Raw genomic sequence first — 16,380 nt, 5'->3', positions numbered from 1 at the left:
AGCCTCGGATCGTCGGTCACATGGTGATGCCTTGAGTTGGAGCCGAGAATGCTGCTACCGAAAATCATGCCCGCTGGAGATCTCCTCCACAGCGCAGTCCCCCACCTTTACCGTCGGCGCGGTGTCAGCGTCCGAAAACTCCCCAGCCAGCGGAACCAAGGAGCGGCCCCATCCTTAGAGCTGGCCTCTGATGCGCCGTGGGTGAGTTTGGGAGGTGTTCCGGTCAAGCTGATGGATGCCGAGGGCGCCCTTCGGGAGATGTTGGATCGTGCCGGCTCCCCCGAGGCGCCACCCTTGGGTGTTTGCTCGGCCAATTTGGATCACATCAGGCATTTTGGAACCGGAAGCCGCTGGATTGGGACTTTGGACCAGCCTGCGCCTGTTGAATGGTTGACCTTGATCGACGGTGCGCCCCTGGCCACCGAGGCCCGGCGAATCACCTCCAAGACGTGGCCGCGGCTTGCCGGCAGCGACCTCATCCATCCCTTCCTGACTGGCGCAGCTGCCCGGGGATTGCGTGTCGGTTTCCTCGGCGGATCCGAGGAGACCCAGAAAATGATCGCCGGGAAGTTCGCAACAGAGCGGCCCGAGCTGACAGTGGTGGGATGGTGGGCCCCGGCGAGGTCCACGCTGGGAGATGCTGCTGCCTCCCGTCAACTCGCCGAGGAGATACGGGCCGCGGCACCGGAAGTCCTGGTGGTTGGCTTGGGCAAACCCCGCCAGGAACTGTGGATAGCGGAGTACGGGCACCTGACCGGAGCCAAGGTGCTGCTGGCTTTCGGCGCCGTGGTGGACTTCCTGGCCGGAAATGTCCGGCGCGCTCCCCAATGGGCAAGCTCGCATAGCCTCGAATGGGCGTGGCGTCTGATGCTTGAGCCGCGTCGATTGGCCCGGCGGTACCTGGTGGAGGGGCCGGAGGCGTACGTGAAGCTGCGGACGTCGAGCAGAAACGGGATTGAACAGCGCCTTCAGGAGCAATCCCCTGAATACGGTGTCCCGGAACCCGGGCCCAGCCGGGCTCCGGGGTCATTCGCCCCGGTCGCCGAGCGGGCCGACGTCGCGGTGGTGGTGGTCACCTACAACAACGCTGAGGACGTCGGGCCGCTGGTGGCAAGCCTGCGCAAGGAAGCCCACAACGTGTCCATCAAGGTGGTGGTGGCGGACAACTCCCCCGATGAGCGCACGCTGCTTGAACTGGCACATCACCCCGACATCACAGCGGTGCGAACGGGAGGAAACCTCGGCTATGCCGGCGGAATCAACGCCGCGATGGCGTTGGCAGGAGATGCGGGAAGTTACCTCATCCTTAACCCGGACCTGCGCGTGGAACCCGGGGCGGTGGCCGCCATGCTCAAACGGATGAACGCGCAGGGAGCCGGCGTGGTGGTACCGGTCCTGTTGGACGACGACGGAACCATTTATCCGTCCCTGCGCCGCGAGCCCGGCGTTCTGCGAGCGCTGGGTGATGCTGCTTTGGGTAGCTATGTGAAGGGCAGGCCGGGTTGGTTGTCTGAAATGGATTTTGATCCGGAGAGCTATGTGCACGGGCACCGGGTTGATTGGGCTACGGGGGCGGCACTTCTGATCAGTTCGGCCGCTGCGGAGGCGGTGGGTGCTTGGGATGAGCGGTTCTTTTTGTATTCGGAGGAGACGGATTATTGCCATCGGGTGAGGGATGCGGGTTTTTCCATCTGGTTTGAACCGGCTGCCCGGATGTGGCATGAACGTGGTGGGTCCGGGTCCTCTCCTGCGTTGGTTGCGCTGATGTCGGTCAACAGGGTGCGGTATGCAGATAAGTATCTTGGGCGCGGGCGGGCGTTGGCCTTCCGTGGTGTGGTGCTGGCTGCCGAAGTTGCGCGTTTGAACAAGGCCGGGCACCGGGATGCGGCGTTGGCGGTTCTTAGTCAGCGGCGCTGGGAGGCTCTCCCCCATGCGACTCGGACCGCTACGGCAGTCACGCCATGACGGTGTCCCATCCCTCCGGTGCAGTGATCATCCCGGCGCACAATGAGGCGGGTGTTATCGGCAGGACGCTGGAGGCGTTGAGGGAGGTTATTGATTGGGGCACAGTTGATGTTGTGGTGGCCTGTAACGGGTGCATGGATTCCACGGCGGCTATCGCGTCGCGGTGCCAGGGGGTTCGCGTCGTTGAAGTGTCCGAGGCCTCCAAGCCGGCGGCTTTGAACGCTGCGGATCTGGCGACGCACCGTTGGCCGCGCCTTTACCTGGATGCTGATATCGAGGTCAGTGCCCCTGCGCTTCGCGCTGTTTTTGTGGCTCTTGAAGGCGACGCTTTGTTGGCTGCACGTCCGGCTTACCGCTACGACACTGAGGGTGCTTCGGTGTTGGTGCGGGCGTATTACCGCGCCCGCACCCGAATACCGGGTAACTCCGGGGGCCTCTGGGGTGCAGGGGCTTATGCCTTGAGCTTTTCCGGGCACGAGAGGATGGGGACGTTTCCTGCCCTTACCGGTGATGACTACTATGTGGACCGGCTCTTTTCTGCCCAGGAGAAGGCCGTGCTGCCTACCGAGCCTGTGGTGGTCCGGACGCCCCGGACGTGTGCGGCGTTGTTGTCTGTTCTTAGGCGCACGTATCGGGGGAACGCGGAGCTTGATGGCGCATCGGGGGATTCTTCCACTGGGCGCACGGTCCGTGAGTTGCTTGCCTCCGTCCGGGGGCCGCTGAGTGCGTTCGATGCCGCCGTCTACGTCGTGTTCGCCGGTGCGGGCCGCCGTCGTCCGCTGTTCGGCCGCAAGGCCCGGCCTGGCTGGGAGCGGGACGAGAGTAGTCGGTAGTCAGAAGCCGCAGCTGCCCCCGCCTTCGATTTTGTAGAGGTGGACGGCGTTGCCGTCGGCGAAATTGTCGGTAAAGGTTCCCTCGACCATGGGGATGGTGCGGTTTTCGTCGATCACGACGGCGGTGCTGCCGCCGCATCTGACGGTGAAAGTCGCCGGTCCGCCGGTGCTTTTGTTCGCTCCAGCGAAGACGTAGACGTGGCCGTTGTGGAGTTTGGTGGCGAGGTCCACTGGTCCGGTGGCTGTTGTGGCGCCGTCAAGGAAGGGGGCGTTGAGGACGGGGGCGAGGTCTTTGATTTGCTTGTTTACCTTGGCAAGCGTGGGCACAATGTCCTTGCCACAGTCCCTGATGACGTGTTGGGTTACGCATGGGCCGCCGAAGTTGTGGTTGAAATAAATGATTCCCCGGGCGCCGTGGATGAGGCTGCTCCAGACTGCGGCCCGGAGCTCCGGGCCGGTGATGGTTGCGGTGTTGGGGACATCGCCTGAAGGATGGCCGTTCTCTACAAACGCCCAGACAGGAATGGCGGCGGATGGTTCCTGCAGTTTTCGCAGCCTGTCAATAGTCCAGCCGTAGTTGGCCGCCAGTCTGCATTCCTCACGCGTCAGGTCCCTCGCATAACCGACAATGGCACCTCCTTCGCCTTTGCCGCAGATGTTGGGATCGGTGAACCAATAGTTATCAGCGGAGACTACATCCTGGATTCCCCTGATGAATCCGTGCGCTTCCTCGTCGGATTCCCAGAAGGTGACGCCCTTGCCGTAGTTCGAGTAGAGCAATACGTTCTGTGGCGCAGTGGCCCGGCGTTCCTTCTGGATCGTGTAACCGCAAGGTGTGCCTTCGGGGAAACACGGTGCCCCATCCCCGGGGTATCTGCCCGCCCATCGGGCATCCCCCGGACCTGCCCACATGTCCACTTCGTCGCTCAGGACGTAGCCTGCGGCAGCTTGATGCTGAAAAGTTGGCAGCGCGTACATTCCGGAGTCCTTGATCAACTGGACGTCGGAGTTTCCTGTCAGTTCAACGTACGTATTTACGCCGGCTGCCGAGTCCATTGCTGTGTTGCCCTTGTCCAGGACGCTTTCAAGCCACACCCCGATGGGGAAGAATGATGGGTCGGTGGGCAGGCTGTTGGTGAATTTTGCGTAGTAGTCCGGGCCTCCGTCCACGTCGCGCAGGACCGGTGAGGTTTCGGGCGCGGTTTCCCGGCTGAGGGAGCCGCCGGGAGCCGTTGATACTGAGGGTATTGGTGCGCGGCTTGAGCCGACGGCGGCTACCAGGCTGATGGCTGCTATTGCGAGCGCGGAACCGGCCCAGAGGCCAACTGTTTTGCCCTTCATTGTTTACTCCCCGGGTTTTGGTCTAAAGCCGTGCTGCAACGATTCGGGCGCTTTTTGTGACGTCGAATTTTTCTTCCAAAGCTTTGCGCGCCCGCTGTCCGGTGGCCGTGGAGTGCGAGGGGTTGTGCAGGTGGTGAAGTATCGCTTTTGCGAGGGATGAAGGGTTGCCGGGATCGACCAAGGTGCCGGAGTGTCCGGTGGTTATCAGGTCCGGGACGCCCCCGGCTGATGTGGCAACGACGGGAACCTCCATGGCCATGGCTTCCATGATGGCCACGCCCAGTGGTTCCTGGTGACTGGCCAGGGTGAAGATGTGCGCTTTTTCCAGTTCTTCCTTGATCCTGTCCTCGGGGACGGCGCCAAGGAGCCTTACCTTCTGTGTGAGATCGAGTTCCCTGATGAAGTTCTCCAGTGTTGCCCTGTAGCCCTTTCCTCCGGCGTCGTCCTCTCCTGCGATGGTCAACTGGACCTCTATCCCGGTCTCTGAGATGAGACGGACCGCAGTGAGGAGTTCCTTGTGGCCTTTGCTTGGGTTGAGCCGCGCGCAGCAGAACAACCGTGCAGGTCCCGCACCACCCCAAGGGACATAAGGTGTGGCGCGTGTGAAGTCGGAGAGTTCCACCCCCATGGGGGCGACACTGACGTCCGTAGGCATGAAGCCGTCGAGTTGTGGCAGGGTTTCGGCCAGTAGCCGTTCAGTGATGACGACGGAGAATTTGGCGTTGAGCCATTTCTGTTGCTGGTTTGGACCGTAGTCACTGAGGGGGCCGTGGAGCGTCAGGCTGTAGGTGATGCCTGAGAGCATATGGGCGAAGAGGGCTGCCTGGGCAGCCTGGGCGCAGGAATGGACGTGGATGTGTGACCATCCTCTGGTTCGTGCGTGCCGGGCGAGGGCGGCTCCTGCCCAGAAAAGTCCTGCCGTTCGAAGTACGTCGCGGGGTCGCACCATGTCAGTGGTAGGGCGTGGCAGCAGGCCGGACGCAGCTGCAAGCGTGCCGGGGTGCCGGAGTCCGGGAAGTGCCGTGGTGGCCGTGCTGCGGATTTCCGCCAGGCCCGGTGGGACGAGGTAATGGATTTCCGGCAGTCGGTCCTGGGCCCATGGTGGTATGGTCCCGGGTTGCTTTGGCCGCCGGGTCGAAACCGGTTCCGGCTGGTAGCCGAGTTCGGTCAGTGCTTTTAGTTCACGCCAGAAGAAGCTGTGCGTTTGACCTGGGAATTCCGGTACCAGGTAGCCAAATCTGGTCATTGCTGCATCTTCCCCGACCATTAGCGGCTGTTGGTTGGCTGAGCAGTTGGTGTTGTGGTGGTTTCCTTGCTTTCCTGGTGGCGTAGTTGAGGGCGGATTGCCACAAGGGGCTCCGAAGGGGGCAGGGCGTCGTTCCCGACGGCCAGGCCTTTGCCCGGCAGTAACAGTGTCGGGTTGCCTTCGGACGTCGTGGGCAAGCTCCGTTTGCTGGAACCGTCCTTCGTTTTCCTTTCCCGGTTCCTGGAAGTCTCGACCGCGCGCGCCAGCGAGACCGCTCCAAGGGTGAGCACGAGACCGGCAACCACCACCACTATGACGGACCGTAGCCTGCTGGAGAACTGTTCCGTGGCCTTCTCGGGCGGGGCCACGGCAAGAGCGGTGAACAGGTATCTGTCGGAGGCACCGTTGATCGTTTGAATGGTCCGAAGGTCCTGCTCCAGGCGCTCCCCCAGGGTTTTGGCGGTGCTGATCGCCAGTGCCTTGTCATCTGATATTCCGGAGATGTCGATGAGGAAGGCGTCCGAGGGGCGCTCCACTTTATAGTCCGTGCTTAGCCCTTGTTCTGCCAGGAAATCGCCCGTGGCAACATCGTTCAAACGAGTCACAGCCACCTGGGCAACGAGAGATGTATCGGCAGAGCGCAGGTACGGATTGTCAGTGTTGAGCAAGCCCAAGGCAGGGTCTTTCTCAATTTGCTCCGATGTTGGTACCTGGGGGGCAACTATGGCATAGGTGGTTCGGGCCTCATAGGTTCGCGGGGCGTAGGAAAACATATAAACCGCCGCCACCGCCGTCAGCAATAGGACCGGGAGTACGAAGACCTTGTATCGCCACAGGGTTTTGATTACGGCTACGGGGTCCATGATCCCTCCTTGGGGAATAGTTCCTTCGTGTTGTGCGGCGGCCGGGTTCGGCCCTCCGTTGCGGCAGGATCGTTTTGTAGCTCGAGTTCCCGCCGGACCATGTTCCACGTTCCTCCGGACAGTCCGACGATGAAGGGATAAGCGAGGGCGAACACCGGGAAGGACATGGAGTCGAAAGTCAGGGAGCAAATGGCGGCAACGATTCCGCCGGCGGCGACGGCTCCCGCCAGGCAACGCAACGCGGGAAGCGTGGAGGCGCGGGCGGCGAGGAGGGCGGACAAGCCCGGGAACGTCAGGTAAGCGATCAAACCCACCAGTCCCACCAGGCCAATAGTGACCGCCGCGTTCAGATACTGGTTGTCAAGGATGTGTATTGCATTGCTCGGCATGTAGTTGCCCGGGCCGACGCCGAAGAACGGGTGCTCTTCCACCATTGCCGCCACCCGGGGGTAGTTGTTGGTCCGCGTTGAAATCGAAGGATCGCTTTCGCCGGCGGACAACGATGCGCCCAGCGTGCCAACCAGGCCGGGTACGCCAACGAACAATATGGCGACGATCACGGGGGCTGCAATGAAAGCCCACCTCCGGGCAACCCGGGGCAAGAAAGGCAGGAAAACAGCCATTCCCGCCAGCAGGCCCAAGATTCCTGAGCGCGAGACTGTTGAGGCGATAGCGAAGACCAGTAACGCTGTGATGGTCCAATGCACCCATTTCCTGCCCTTTGGGTCGTACAGGCTCCGCCATATGGAGAGCGGAAGAAGCATCGCGCAGATAACGGCCATCTCGATTGAATGAAAGGTACTTCCTGATACGCGCATCAATGACCCGCGTATCTGAAAGGTTGTGTTTCCTCCGTTGTTCGTAAACCCCGGCATCGCCATTTGCAGCAATTGCATAGGATCAACGCGGAAGAAGAATTGAACGGCCGCCACGAAACAGCAGAATGCGGCGCCAGCCAACAGTGCCCGCGTCAAGGCCATGGCTGCGTTCAGCGTCTTCACCGCCTCTGCGGTGACGAGTATGATTCCTGCACTGGCCAGCAGGAGAATCAGCCACCTGTCGGCTGCTGCCCGTGCGGGGCTTTCGCTTCCCCCGGTGTAGCCGGAGTACATTGCCGCATAGGAAGCGCATGTTCCCACCCAGAGGAGAACCAAACCCATGCGGCCGGGGTGCCGGGTATCCAGGGGGTTGGTCAGGCCAAAGAGGACCGAGCACAGCCAGACGGCCAACAGCAACAGCGCGATGATGAGCGGTAACGTCCCTACAGCTCCCAGTGGCTTCAGCACCATGTTGGAGGGGAAAAAGAAGATGGCGAAAGCGGCGAACTTCAACAGCAAGGGTACGTGTGCACGGGCCGATGGTCCGCCGATGTTGAGCTCGTCCAGCCCGATGGGAGGTACCGGTGTCTGGACGCTCGGGTGATTCCTCGAAATCTTCATGACAGCCCCGGACTTCCTGGTTCCCGGGCGCAGACTGATTCAAGCACCGTGGCAAAGTTCTCCCGCGATACTGACCAGTCCAGTCGCCGCCGCTGCGCTATGGCCGCCGCGCGTGCGGAAATATTGGGGGCCTCAACAGCTTGTGCCAGTGCTTCCGCCAGCCTGCGGGGGGTGGCCGGTGCCCACATGACGTCGGGATCCCTCATTACCTGCGCCGCGAAGGCCGATTCATTAAGCACAGGAACGTTCCCTGCGGCCAGAAGCTCTTCCGGGACGAGGGAAATATTGGTGAATGAGATGGCAAGTCCTGCAATGGTGCGGTTGTAGAGCTCATTCAATTCAGCAGGGCTTAGATTGCCATGGTTGATCACAGGGATGGACCACCCGGTGATCCTGTCCCCATAGACGTGTATTTCCTGCTCCGGATGCATTGAGTGGAACTGCTCCAACGCCAGCTTGGCAAGGAGGTACCCGCGGCGGTCCACAGCACGCTTCGCGTAATGGACCACCCCCTGACGGGGCGGCTGACTGCCTTTCCCATCCAGCAGCCGATAGGTAGCGGTGTCACAGGCGAAGGGCACCGTCGCGGCGGGCACCTGAGCTATTTCAGCCTTCATCACCGCTGTGATCATCTCTCCGAGGGCGATGTTGGTGAACCCCAGCCGATAGCTGTTCTCTGCGAGCCAATACAACGTGCCCCGGGGATAGAAGTAGGGCTCGTAGTCCTGGATGAAGTAAAAGCTGTGGATGTCCCGGCCGCGTCGGTTCGCGGTCGCGTAGGCGGTTGGCCACGAGCTGGCGACCACCGCGTCCATACCTTCGAAACCTTCGGCAACACTTCTGATGTGCGCATCGACGTCCGGCCAGTATTGCCGGATCACAGGTGCGTGGCGGGAAACGTCGTCGCTGTTTCGATCGTAGAGAAACAGCGTGCATCGGTGCCCACGCTCGGCCATGCCCTGGACCATGCGAAAAAAGGTGGTGTGTCCGCCTGAGCCGGGTCCCGGAGGCGTGCAGACCCAACCGACCTCAAGGGGGCCTGTTCTGGGACGTGGGCTGTCCACAGAGCTTGGCACCTCCGCATCCATAATGTCTTCGGGCCGAAGGGGCAGCGTGGGCTCAGCCCACGCGAGGTTTTCCAGCGCTTTGACGGCCGTCTTCTGCAGCACTTTCGTGGTGACCGCACGCCAGCCATGCTGCCTGGCCTGGGTAAGGACATGCCCGGCAATGCTTCTCACTGGACCTCCCCCCGTTCCGGGCCAAGGGACGAGTCCAGGAACGACCTAAGTGCCCGCCTGCGCACTTCCAGGGGGATCCCGGCCTTCGCGGAGAGCATCACCACATTCTTGTCATGGGGTGCCTCACTGAGGAGAAGTTGGATTTCCGCCTCGCTCAGGGGAACTTCGGCGGTGTGGACAATGCCACGCATCTCCCGGACGGTTGGGACCATGCCAGCGACGACTTCGTCTACGTAGAGGCCGTACAGCATCATTTCGGAAAAATGCAGATGCGCTCCAATCGCGGTGGACCAGTGCCGGCCCGTGACGTTTTGGATGTGCTGGAGCATGGTTCTCACCGAAGGTGGCTCCCACAGGCACGGCCAGCAGACGTAGTCCGCCAGCTCGCATGTGGGAGGAGGATCAAGACCAAGGAGCCGGCGTGCAGTAACGTGCCACAGCCTGTGCCTTGGAAGGGTGTCGTCAACGGCATCAGGGGCGCGATAAAGAGCAATACGGCCGTTCTTACGGAACGTATCGAGGCTTGTCTGTCGTATGAGGATGCTGTCCGAGTCCAGGAGCAGCGCCCCGTCAACATCGAGCCGCGAGACGACGGCCAGTTTGATGATCTGTTGGGCGATCCAGCCGCGGATCGGCGGCCACGGGTGCGCCGCATTAATCCACACGTTCAATCCCGGGGCTTTGACAAAAGAACGGGGAAGAAATTCCCGGGCAACGTGCACTTCTGTCCTGGGCCCGCGGAGGCCGGAGAAGGCGGGGAAGTCCTGATCCGGCACGATGATGTGGTGTACGACGTCTGGCTCAGTCATCTCGAGCACAGACCGGTTGAGGTCCGAGCACAACTCACGGTCGGGCAAATAGCTCGGGGTGACAACAGCCAGTGTGCCGCCCGGCAGGAGGCCCTCACTGCTGATTGGCGGGTTCGGCATCATGGCTGACCCTTCATGGCATGCGTGCTCCTGGGGAGGGATTGGCCCTGACCAAGCAGTCCCCGCACTGTCCCCAGCAGTACTTTCCCTTGCCGGAACGTCAGCAGCACATAGATGGCCCCACCCAAGCAGCCTCCCAGCAGGAGTGCCATCCAAGGTTCCGCGATGCCCATCGTGGCGAGCCGGGCCGAAAATCCCGCCACCACGGCTGCCGCAAGGGGGGCGATACTTCCACGGACCAACTCCCAGGCGCGGACGCCCAGCACAGATGTGAGAACCATCAGGTACAAAGGTATGACGATCAGGCAGGCGACAGCGGCGTGGGCTACTCCGGCACCGGCAATCCCCCACCACTGGATCCCGAAATACAATGCGGGCGTAAGGGCCACAAGCCAGGCAACCTGGACCCAGAAAAGCCACACAGTCTTCCCGGCCCCCACGCTCAGGTCGGCAAAGAGTTCCACAAGGATCCTTGTGGCCCCAAAAACACCAAGGGTGGCCAGCGCGGTGCCCGCCGGTGCCCAGGCCTGTCCGTACGCCGTGACAATCAGCGGCTGCGCAAGTGCAACAACCATCGCCGAAATCGGGAACGCACAGTAAGAAACACCAGCCACGAACCGCCCCGCCAACTCACCAAGGGTGCCCTCAGCGAAGAGCCTGCCGAAAGTGGGCACCGCGGTGGCCCGGATGACAGCCGTGATCACCGAGCTGGGAAGTCCGGCCAAATTGAAGGCGAGCAGGTAAAGACCCAGGGCGGCTGGGTCCAGCATCCGGCCAATCAGAAGGTAGTCCATGTTGAGGGTGACAAACACCACCAGGTTTGCCATAGCCAACGGCATGCCCAAGCGCAGGACCTCCGCGGCCACCGCGCGGTCAAAGCCGGGTGCGTACCTCCTGGGTGTAATGATCCAATACCCAACCATGGCGAAAAGCTGGCCGCCCACCCTGGACCAAGCCAGCGCCATCGCACCCCACCCGTCCAGCGCCATGGGAACAACAAGCACCAGCACCACCACTACACTTCCAACGTCAACCACAACCCGCGGCTTCTGCAGGAACTCACGCCAAACCATGGTGGAGGGAACAGCGCCAACACCCTGAAGCAGGATGGTCAAAGAGAGCACCTGGATCACAGGGGTGGCAGCGGGGTCATCAAAGGCCGCAGCCAAGGCCGGAGCCAAGGCCATGGCTCCGGCAGTCATCACTGCGCTGGTGACCAAAGAGATGGAGAAAACAGTAGGGGCGATCCTGTCCGGATCCCCATTACCCCTGGCCAACGCGGCTGTGGCGCCCAACTCAGCCATGTTCGTAGCGATCGTTTGCACCACGATAGCCACGGCGAGCGCGCCGAAGTGTTCGGGCGCAATTATCCGGGCCACGATGATGGTGGTGGCAAACTGGACGATCCTGCCCAGGGCCATATTCACCCCGCCCCAGAGCGTGGCGCTCGCGGACCGTGCGCCCAGAGAACGGTCAACGCCGCTGGTCGTCGTCATGAGATGCCCGTCATGGCCCACAAACGCCAGCGGACCCGGTCAAGCTGGCTCCGAACATACTCGGCAGCGGACTGTGCAGGGCCGGGCCTGCCGCCACGGGAAACCCGGTTGATCCTGGCCTGCAGCGAGTTTGCCCTGTGGACGTTCCCTGGCACATCCTGCAGGCACTCAATGAACTTGCGAAGCTCAATGGCCGTCTCCACCGATCCGCCCCGTATGACCTCCCTTGCCCCCAGATGCCAGGCCTCCCTGCTGAGCGCACCTTCGGCCCTTCGCAACTGGCGTACCCGCTGCTTGGGGGCGATCGGAAACCGGGCGTCTTCAAGAACCCGGAAAGCTTCCAGACGATGGCGAAGGTCCACGGCTGCAGCAGCGAACTCCGTCTGGTGCATGTTGTTCCCATGAACCCTGTAGAAAGCCTGCACAGGCCCGTTGATTCGCCCGACATCCCAGGAACCTGCCGCCCGCAACCAATACTCCAGGTCTCCCGAGTGCGGCAGCGACGCACTGTAGGCGCCAATGCCCAGTACCGTCTCGGTCCGCATCACCACCTCGGGCGAAAGGATGAAGTTCCGTCCCCTGGCACACGCCAGCCTGATCCACCGGCTGCCCTCCCACACTGTCCACGTAACACGTCCGTGCGCGTGGACAGGGACGGGTTGATCCACGAAGTCTTTAGGCAATCCGTAAACCATCCCCACCCTGGGGTTCGCCTCCATCAAAGCCACAGCCCGCCCCAACGCCCCGGGCGCAAGCACATCATCGGCCGAGAGCAACGTCACGTAACGGCCCCCGGCCCTGGAAAGCCCGTCATTGTAGGTGGCAATGTGCCCCTGGTTCTGCTCGTGATGAACCACTGAGATCCTCGGATCCGCCGCAGCCAGCTTCCACGCGATGGCAGCACTGCCGTCGGTCGAGGCGTCATCAACCACGATCACGTCAACGTCCACATTCTCCTGGGACAACGCACTGCTGACGGCATCCTTCAAGAACCGGCCGTAGTTGTAGCAGGGAATGACCACCGTGACGCCCGGCCGGTTCAGCAAGGGCCTTGGCCGCATCAGTTTCACTGGGCACCCTCCAACGCCGGGCTGTTTCCCCGCCGGATCACCCTGGCCGGCACACCGGCCCAGGTCTCATCCTCAGGAACATCAGCAAGGACAGCAGCTCCCATGCCAATGGTCGCTTTTGCACCGATGCGCAGGCGCTCGCGGATGCTGGCATTCATGCCCAGGTACGCGGCCCTGCCGACGTGGACGTTTCCGCCCAGGGACACCCCGGAGGCCAAGGTGGCGTAGTCGCCGATCAGGTCATCGTGGGTGAACGTGACCCCGGGCATGGCAACCACATGCTCGCCGATGGTCACGGACGCTGTCATGCTCACATGGGCGAGGATGATGCTGCCGCGGCCAATCACGCAGCCCTCGGGAACGTACACCGAGGGATCGATCGCGGTGGCGTAGCGGTCTTCAGCAAGGCCCAGTGCGCGTAGCCTCATCACCACGCTTTCCCGGCCGGACCCGGATCCGATGCAGATCAACAGCAAAGCATGGGGGTAATTCATGGCCTCACGGATGGGACCGAGCACGTGGGCCCCGTCCACCACACGGCCGAGCTTGTCTTCGTCGTCGTCGAGGATCCCTACGACGTCGAAGGGCCCGCTGCCGCGGACCATGGCAAGGACCTCCCGGGCCAGGCCGCTTGCAGCAATGAGGAGTAGCTCGCTCATGACTGTCCCGCGGCGTGCAGCACGGAGTCGATGACCCGGTCCTGGTCCTGCTGGGTTAGCTCGTGGTAGAGCGGGAGGATCAGGGTGTGATCGGTCAACCATTCAGTGACGCCCAACTCAGCGGTACCTGAGTCCGCGTCGGCGTAGGCAGGCTGCCGGTGGGCGGCCATGATCCCGCGACGGGCAGAGATACCGTCCGAAGCCAGGTGTTTCATGAGATTTTCACGTCCCAGGGGGAAAGCCGGGCCCACTTCCAGCCAGCACGACTGGAAGTTGGTGGTGCCGTACTCCGGATCGCCCACCAACCGCAGGCCCTCAACACCGGCAAAGGCCCTCGCGTACCTCGCGGCGAGCTCGCGCCTGCGGCGCACAACTGTTTCGAGGCGGCGCAGCTGGATAATTCCGACGGCGGCCTGAAGATCGGTCATGCGGTAGTTGAACCCTGTTTCGAGGTACTGCTCCGAGGGGGCGAGCAGGCTGGCGTGCCTTTCAGCTGCTGAAACGCTCATGGCGTGCTCGCGGAGCCGCCGTGCCCTCTCACCCAGGTCCTGCCGCGCAGTGGTGAGCATGCCACCCTCGCCGGTGGTGAGGACTTTGCGCGGGTGGAAGGACCACGCTGCCAGCTCTGCGTTGGCTCCTACCGGTTGACCGCGGTAGGTGGATCCGATGGCGCACGCTGCGTCTTCGACCACCACGATCCCAAGGGGATCGCACAATGCCCGGATGGATTCGAAGTCAACAGGGACCCCTCCTTGGTCCACGGCTATGACCGCACGGGTGGCGGGCGTCAGGGCCGCCTTGATCGTGGGGGCGGTGACGCACCCTGTATGGAGATCGACGTCGGCGAAAACCGGCCGCGCCCCCACGTAGGTGGCTGCGTTTGCGGTAGCAATGAAGGAGAAGGACGGGACTACGACGTCATCTCCGGCTTCAACGCCGGCTACAACCAGCGCCAGATGCAGCGCCGAGGTGCAGCTCGATGTTGCCACGGCGAATCCAGCATGCTGGCCGCTCGCAAAGGCCTCTTCGAATTCCCGGACTTTGGGCCCTTGTGCAACCCAACCGGAGGCGATCACCTCAGCAAGGGCTTGTGCCTCTTCTTCACCAAGCCAAGGCTTCATGACATCTATACGGTCCAGGCCGGTATCTGAGACAGTCATCGCGCACCCACTGTTGGAGCTGCCGGGCTGCTGACCAATCGGGCCGCAGCGACCTCTTCACGGAGCGGACGCCACCAGGACACAAGCGAGCGCAAGCCGTCCTCCAAAGTCACCGATGCTTCAAAGCCCAGATCTTTTCCTGCAGCGGTGACATCTGCAAGGCGCCTGGCTACTCCGTTGACGGCCCGTTCCGGGCCATGTTCGAGATGGAGCGGAGAGTCCATGACCTTGAGCAGTGTTTGAGCAAGCTCAGCCAGGCTGGTTTCGGTACCACTTGCGACGTTATAGACGCCTTCACGGACGTTGCTTACGGCCGCAAGGACATTTGCCCTTGCTACGTCCGCAGTATGGATAAAGTCCATGGTTTGCTCTCCACTGCCAAAAATCAGCGGAGGTTGACCATCATCTATTCGCTCCATCCAACGGACCAGTACTTCGGTGTAGAGACCGTGGACGTCCATGCGGGGTCCGTATACGTTGAAGTACCTCAGCAGCACATAGTCCAGTCCGGACATTGCGCGGAAGCTCCTCGCCATGCCTTCGTTGAAGGACTTTGCCGCGCCGTAGAAGGTGTCATTGTTGTGGTGGTGGTGGCTTTCCTTGGTGGGGAATTCCTCGGCCATGCCGTAAACAGAGGCGCTGGATGCAGAGATGAGCCGTTCCACCTTGTGCGCCGCCGCGGCCTCGTAAACATTGAAGGTCCCATCCACCAGCACTTCCAGGGCCAGCCGCGGTTCCTCGGCACATTGGGTGATGCGGATGGCTGCCTGATGAAAGACGAGGTCCTTGCCGTGGGTGAGGTCGTGGACGAGATCGCGGTTGCGGAGGTCGCCTTCGATCAGTTGCACCCTGCCGGTGGCCAGTGCCTCTTCAAGGTTTGACCGTCTTCCCCTCACGAGGTTGTCCAGCACGTCAACGTGCGCCGCACCGGCGTCGAGCAGTTGGTCAACCAGGGTGGAGCCGATGGTCCCTGCGCCACCGGTGACCAGGACACGTGCCCCTGATAGCTTTTTCACCGTGCAACCTGGAGTGAGACTTCATTGCCGGCAACAATGGTGGACTGTCCATCTGAACCCAGGCTTTGGGTGACGGCCTCGAGCACGGACAGGACGCGAAGCCCGGATTCTCCACTGGTCCTTGGTGTTGTGCGGTTCCGGATGGAGGAAGCAAGTTCACACACCACCTGGCCCAGGGGCTCGCGTTCCTGCAAAGCCGGGGACCAGGTGTCTCCCAGCCGGTAGGAGATGGCTGAGGTGCGCTTGTCCGCGGCAGACTTGGGCTGATGTTCAAGACTGACGCCGCGGTCATAGACGCTCAAGCGCTGCTGGGGATTGAGGTCGTCCCACACCAGGGTCCTCTTTGACCCTCCGATGATCATCTGCCGGATTTTGGTTGGGCTGAGCCAATTGACGTGAATGTGCACCATGGCATCGTTTGGAAGACCGAAGGTAAGGTGTCCCACGCAGTCCCTGCCGGTTCCCAGGGGATCCGCTCCGTGGGCTGAGATCTCCGTTGGATGCAGGCCGCCTGGCAGGACAAAGTCCAGGATGGACAGATCGTGCGGGGCCAGGTCCCAGAAGACGTTCACATCCGGTTGGACGAGACCGAGGTTGATGCGCACGGAGTCCACATACAAAATGTCGCCCAACGCTCCGCTGGCCACCAGTTCCTGGATTTTCAGTACCGCTGGAGTAAAGCAGTAGGTGTGATCTGCCATAAGGACCAATCCCCGGCTCTTAGCTTCTTCCACCATCTCCAGGCCCTTGGCGCGGCTGTCAGCCAACGGTTTCTCCACCAGCACATGTTTGCCGGCACGCAGGGCCGTCATCACTACCCCATGGTGGGTGTGGGCCGGAGTCGCTACTGCTATGGCGTCCAGGTTGTAGTCATCCAACAGCTCGTCCAAGGACTCGACGACGGCCACCCCGCCAACGGTCTCCGCGAGCTTCATGCCCCGGTCGACGTCCAGGTCGCAGATGGCAACGAGATCCCAGTCCGGGCTGGCTTTGAGGTTACGGGCCAGGTTAGGGCCCCAGTACCCTGCTCCCACCACAGCAATGCGGAGCCGGGGCCGTGATCCGTGGCCGTTCAGTTGTCCTGTTGGAATGGTTCGTATGGTCATTTCCCACTCTGCTTCTGTG

14 protein-coding genes are annotated in these 16,380 nt (G+C 62.1%); 2 read left to right on the top strand and 12 right to left on the bottom strand.

Translation table 11 applies throughout. The features are described from left to right. Positions 1 to 48: 48 nt before the first annotated feature. Both ABI796_RS10080 and ABI796_RS10075 read left to right on the top strand, forming a co-directional pair. Positions 49 to 1,965, top strand: a complete 1,917-nt coding sequence (locus tag ABI796_RS10080) for a WecB/TagA/CpsF family glycosyltransferase (RefSeq protein WP_141283498.1) — start codon at positions 49 to 51, stop codon at positions 1,963 to 1,965. Further along, the gene (locus tag ABI796_RS10075; protein WP_141283497.1) at positions 1,962 to 2,798 is read left to right on the top strand and encodes a glycosyltransferase; all 837 of its coding nucleotides are present in this window, start codon (positions 1,962 to 1,964) and stop codon (positions 2,796 to 2,798) included. The genes ABI796_RS10080 and ABI796_RS10075 overlap by 4 nt, the downstream gene beginning before the upstream one ends. Here ABI796_RS10075 and ABI796_RS10070 read toward each other — a convergent pair whose 3' ends face one another. From ABI796_RS10070 to ABI796_RS10015, 12 genes are read right to left on the bottom strand one after another with little or no spacing between them, the layout of a single operon-like run. Then, entirely contained in the window at positions 2,799 to 4,139 is a 1,341-nt protein-coding gene (locus tag ABI796_RS10070) for a hypothetical protein (RefSeq protein ID WP_141283496.1), read from the bottom strand. Between the two features lie 22 nt (positions 4,140 to 4,161). Continuing rightward, positions 4,162 to 5,385, bottom strand: coding sequence for an exopolysaccharide biosynthesis GT4 family glycosyltransferase EpsE (gene epsE / locus ABI796_RS10065; protein WP_141283495.1), 1,224 nt, complete (start codon positions 5,383 to 5,385; stop codon positions 4,162 to 4,164). A gap of 20 nt (positions 5,386 to 5,405) precedes the next feature. Beyond that, entirely contained in the window at positions 5,406 to 6,248 is an 843-nt protein-coding gene (locus ABI796_RS10060; protein WP_246095779.1) for a chain-length determining protein, read from the bottom strand. Further along, positions 6,236 to 7,687: an O-antigen ligase gene (locus tag ABI796_RS10055; RefSeq protein ID WP_141283494.1), complete on the bottom strand. Its 1,452-nt coding sequence runs from the start codon at positions 7,685 to 7,687 to the stop codon at positions 6,236 to 6,238. Before ABI796_RS10055 ends, ABI796_RS10060 begins: the two co-directional genes overlap by 13 nt. Beyond that, positions 7,684 to 8,925, bottom strand: coding sequence for a glycosyltransferase family 4 protein (locus tag ABI796_RS10050; RefSeq protein WP_141283493.1), 1,242 nt, complete (start codon positions 8,923 to 8,925; stop codon positions 7,684 to 7,686). Before ABI796_RS10050 ends, ABI796_RS10055 begins: the two co-directional genes overlap by 4 nt. Further along, positions 8,922 to 9,857 carry a DUF6492 family protein gene (locus ABI796_RS10045; protein WP_246095778.1) on the bottom strand — a complete coding sequence of 312 codons (936 nt, stop codon included), beginning with the start codon at positions 9,855 to 9,857 and terminating at the stop codon, positions 8,922 to 8,924. Before ABI796_RS10045 ends, ABI796_RS10050 begins: the two co-directional genes overlap by 4 nt. Then, a complete protein-coding gene (locus tag ABI796_RS10040; protein WP_141283492.1) occupies positions 9,854 to 11,350 on the bottom strand; it encodes an oligosaccharide flippase family protein in 1,497 nt (498 codons plus the stop codon). The genes ABI796_RS10045 and ABI796_RS10040 overlap by 4 nt, the downstream gene beginning before the upstream one ends. Continuing rightward, the gene (locus ABI796_RS10035; protein WP_246095781.1) at positions 11,347 to 12,411 is read right to left on the bottom strand and encodes a glycosyltransferase family 2 protein; all 1,065 of its coding nucleotides are present in this window, start codon (positions 12,409 to 12,411) and stop codon (positions 11,347 to 11,349) included. The genes ABI796_RS10040 and ABI796_RS10035 overlap by 4 nt, the downstream gene beginning before the upstream one ends. 5 nt (positions 12,412 to 12,416) lie before the next feature. After that, positions 12,417 to 13,079, bottom strand: coding sequence for an acetyltransferase (locus tag ABI796_RS10030; RefSeq protein WP_141283490.1), 663 nt, complete (start codon positions 13,077 to 13,079; stop codon positions 12,417 to 12,419). Continuing rightward, the gene (locus tag ABI796_RS10025) at positions 13,076 to 14,239 is read right to left on the bottom strand and encodes a DegT/DnrJ/EryC1/StrS family aminotransferase (RefSeq protein WP_141283489.1); all 1,164 of its coding nucleotides are present in this window, start codon (positions 14,237 to 14,239) and stop codon (positions 13,076 to 13,078) included. The genes ABI796_RS10030 and ABI796_RS10025 overlap by 4 nt, the downstream gene beginning before the upstream one ends. Further along, positions 14,236 to 15,255, bottom strand: coding sequence for an NAD-dependent epimerase/dehydratase family protein (locus ABI796_RS10020; protein ID WP_141283488.1), 1,020 nt, complete (start codon positions 15,253 to 15,255; stop codon positions 14,236 to 14,238). The genes ABI796_RS10025 and ABI796_RS10020 overlap by 4 nt, the downstream gene beginning before the upstream one ends. Next, positions 15,252 to 16,361, bottom strand: coding sequence for a Gfo/Idh/MocA family protein (locus tag ABI796_RS10015; RefSeq protein WP_141283487.1), 1,110 nt, complete (start codon positions 16,359 to 16,361; stop codon positions 15,252 to 15,254). Before ABI796_RS10015 ends, ABI796_RS10020 begins: the two co-directional genes overlap by 4 nt. Between the last annotated feature and the right edge of the window lie 19 nt (positions 16,362 to 16,380).

It is taken from the genome of Paenarthrobacter aurescens (genome assembly GCF_041549525.1).
Lineage (GTDB): Bacteria > Actinomycetota > Actinomycetes > Actinomycetales > Micrococcaceae > Arthrobacter > Arthrobacter aurescens.
Note: the sequence above shows the minus strand (reverse complement) of the source record. Positions and strands in the feature narration are given on the sequence as shown.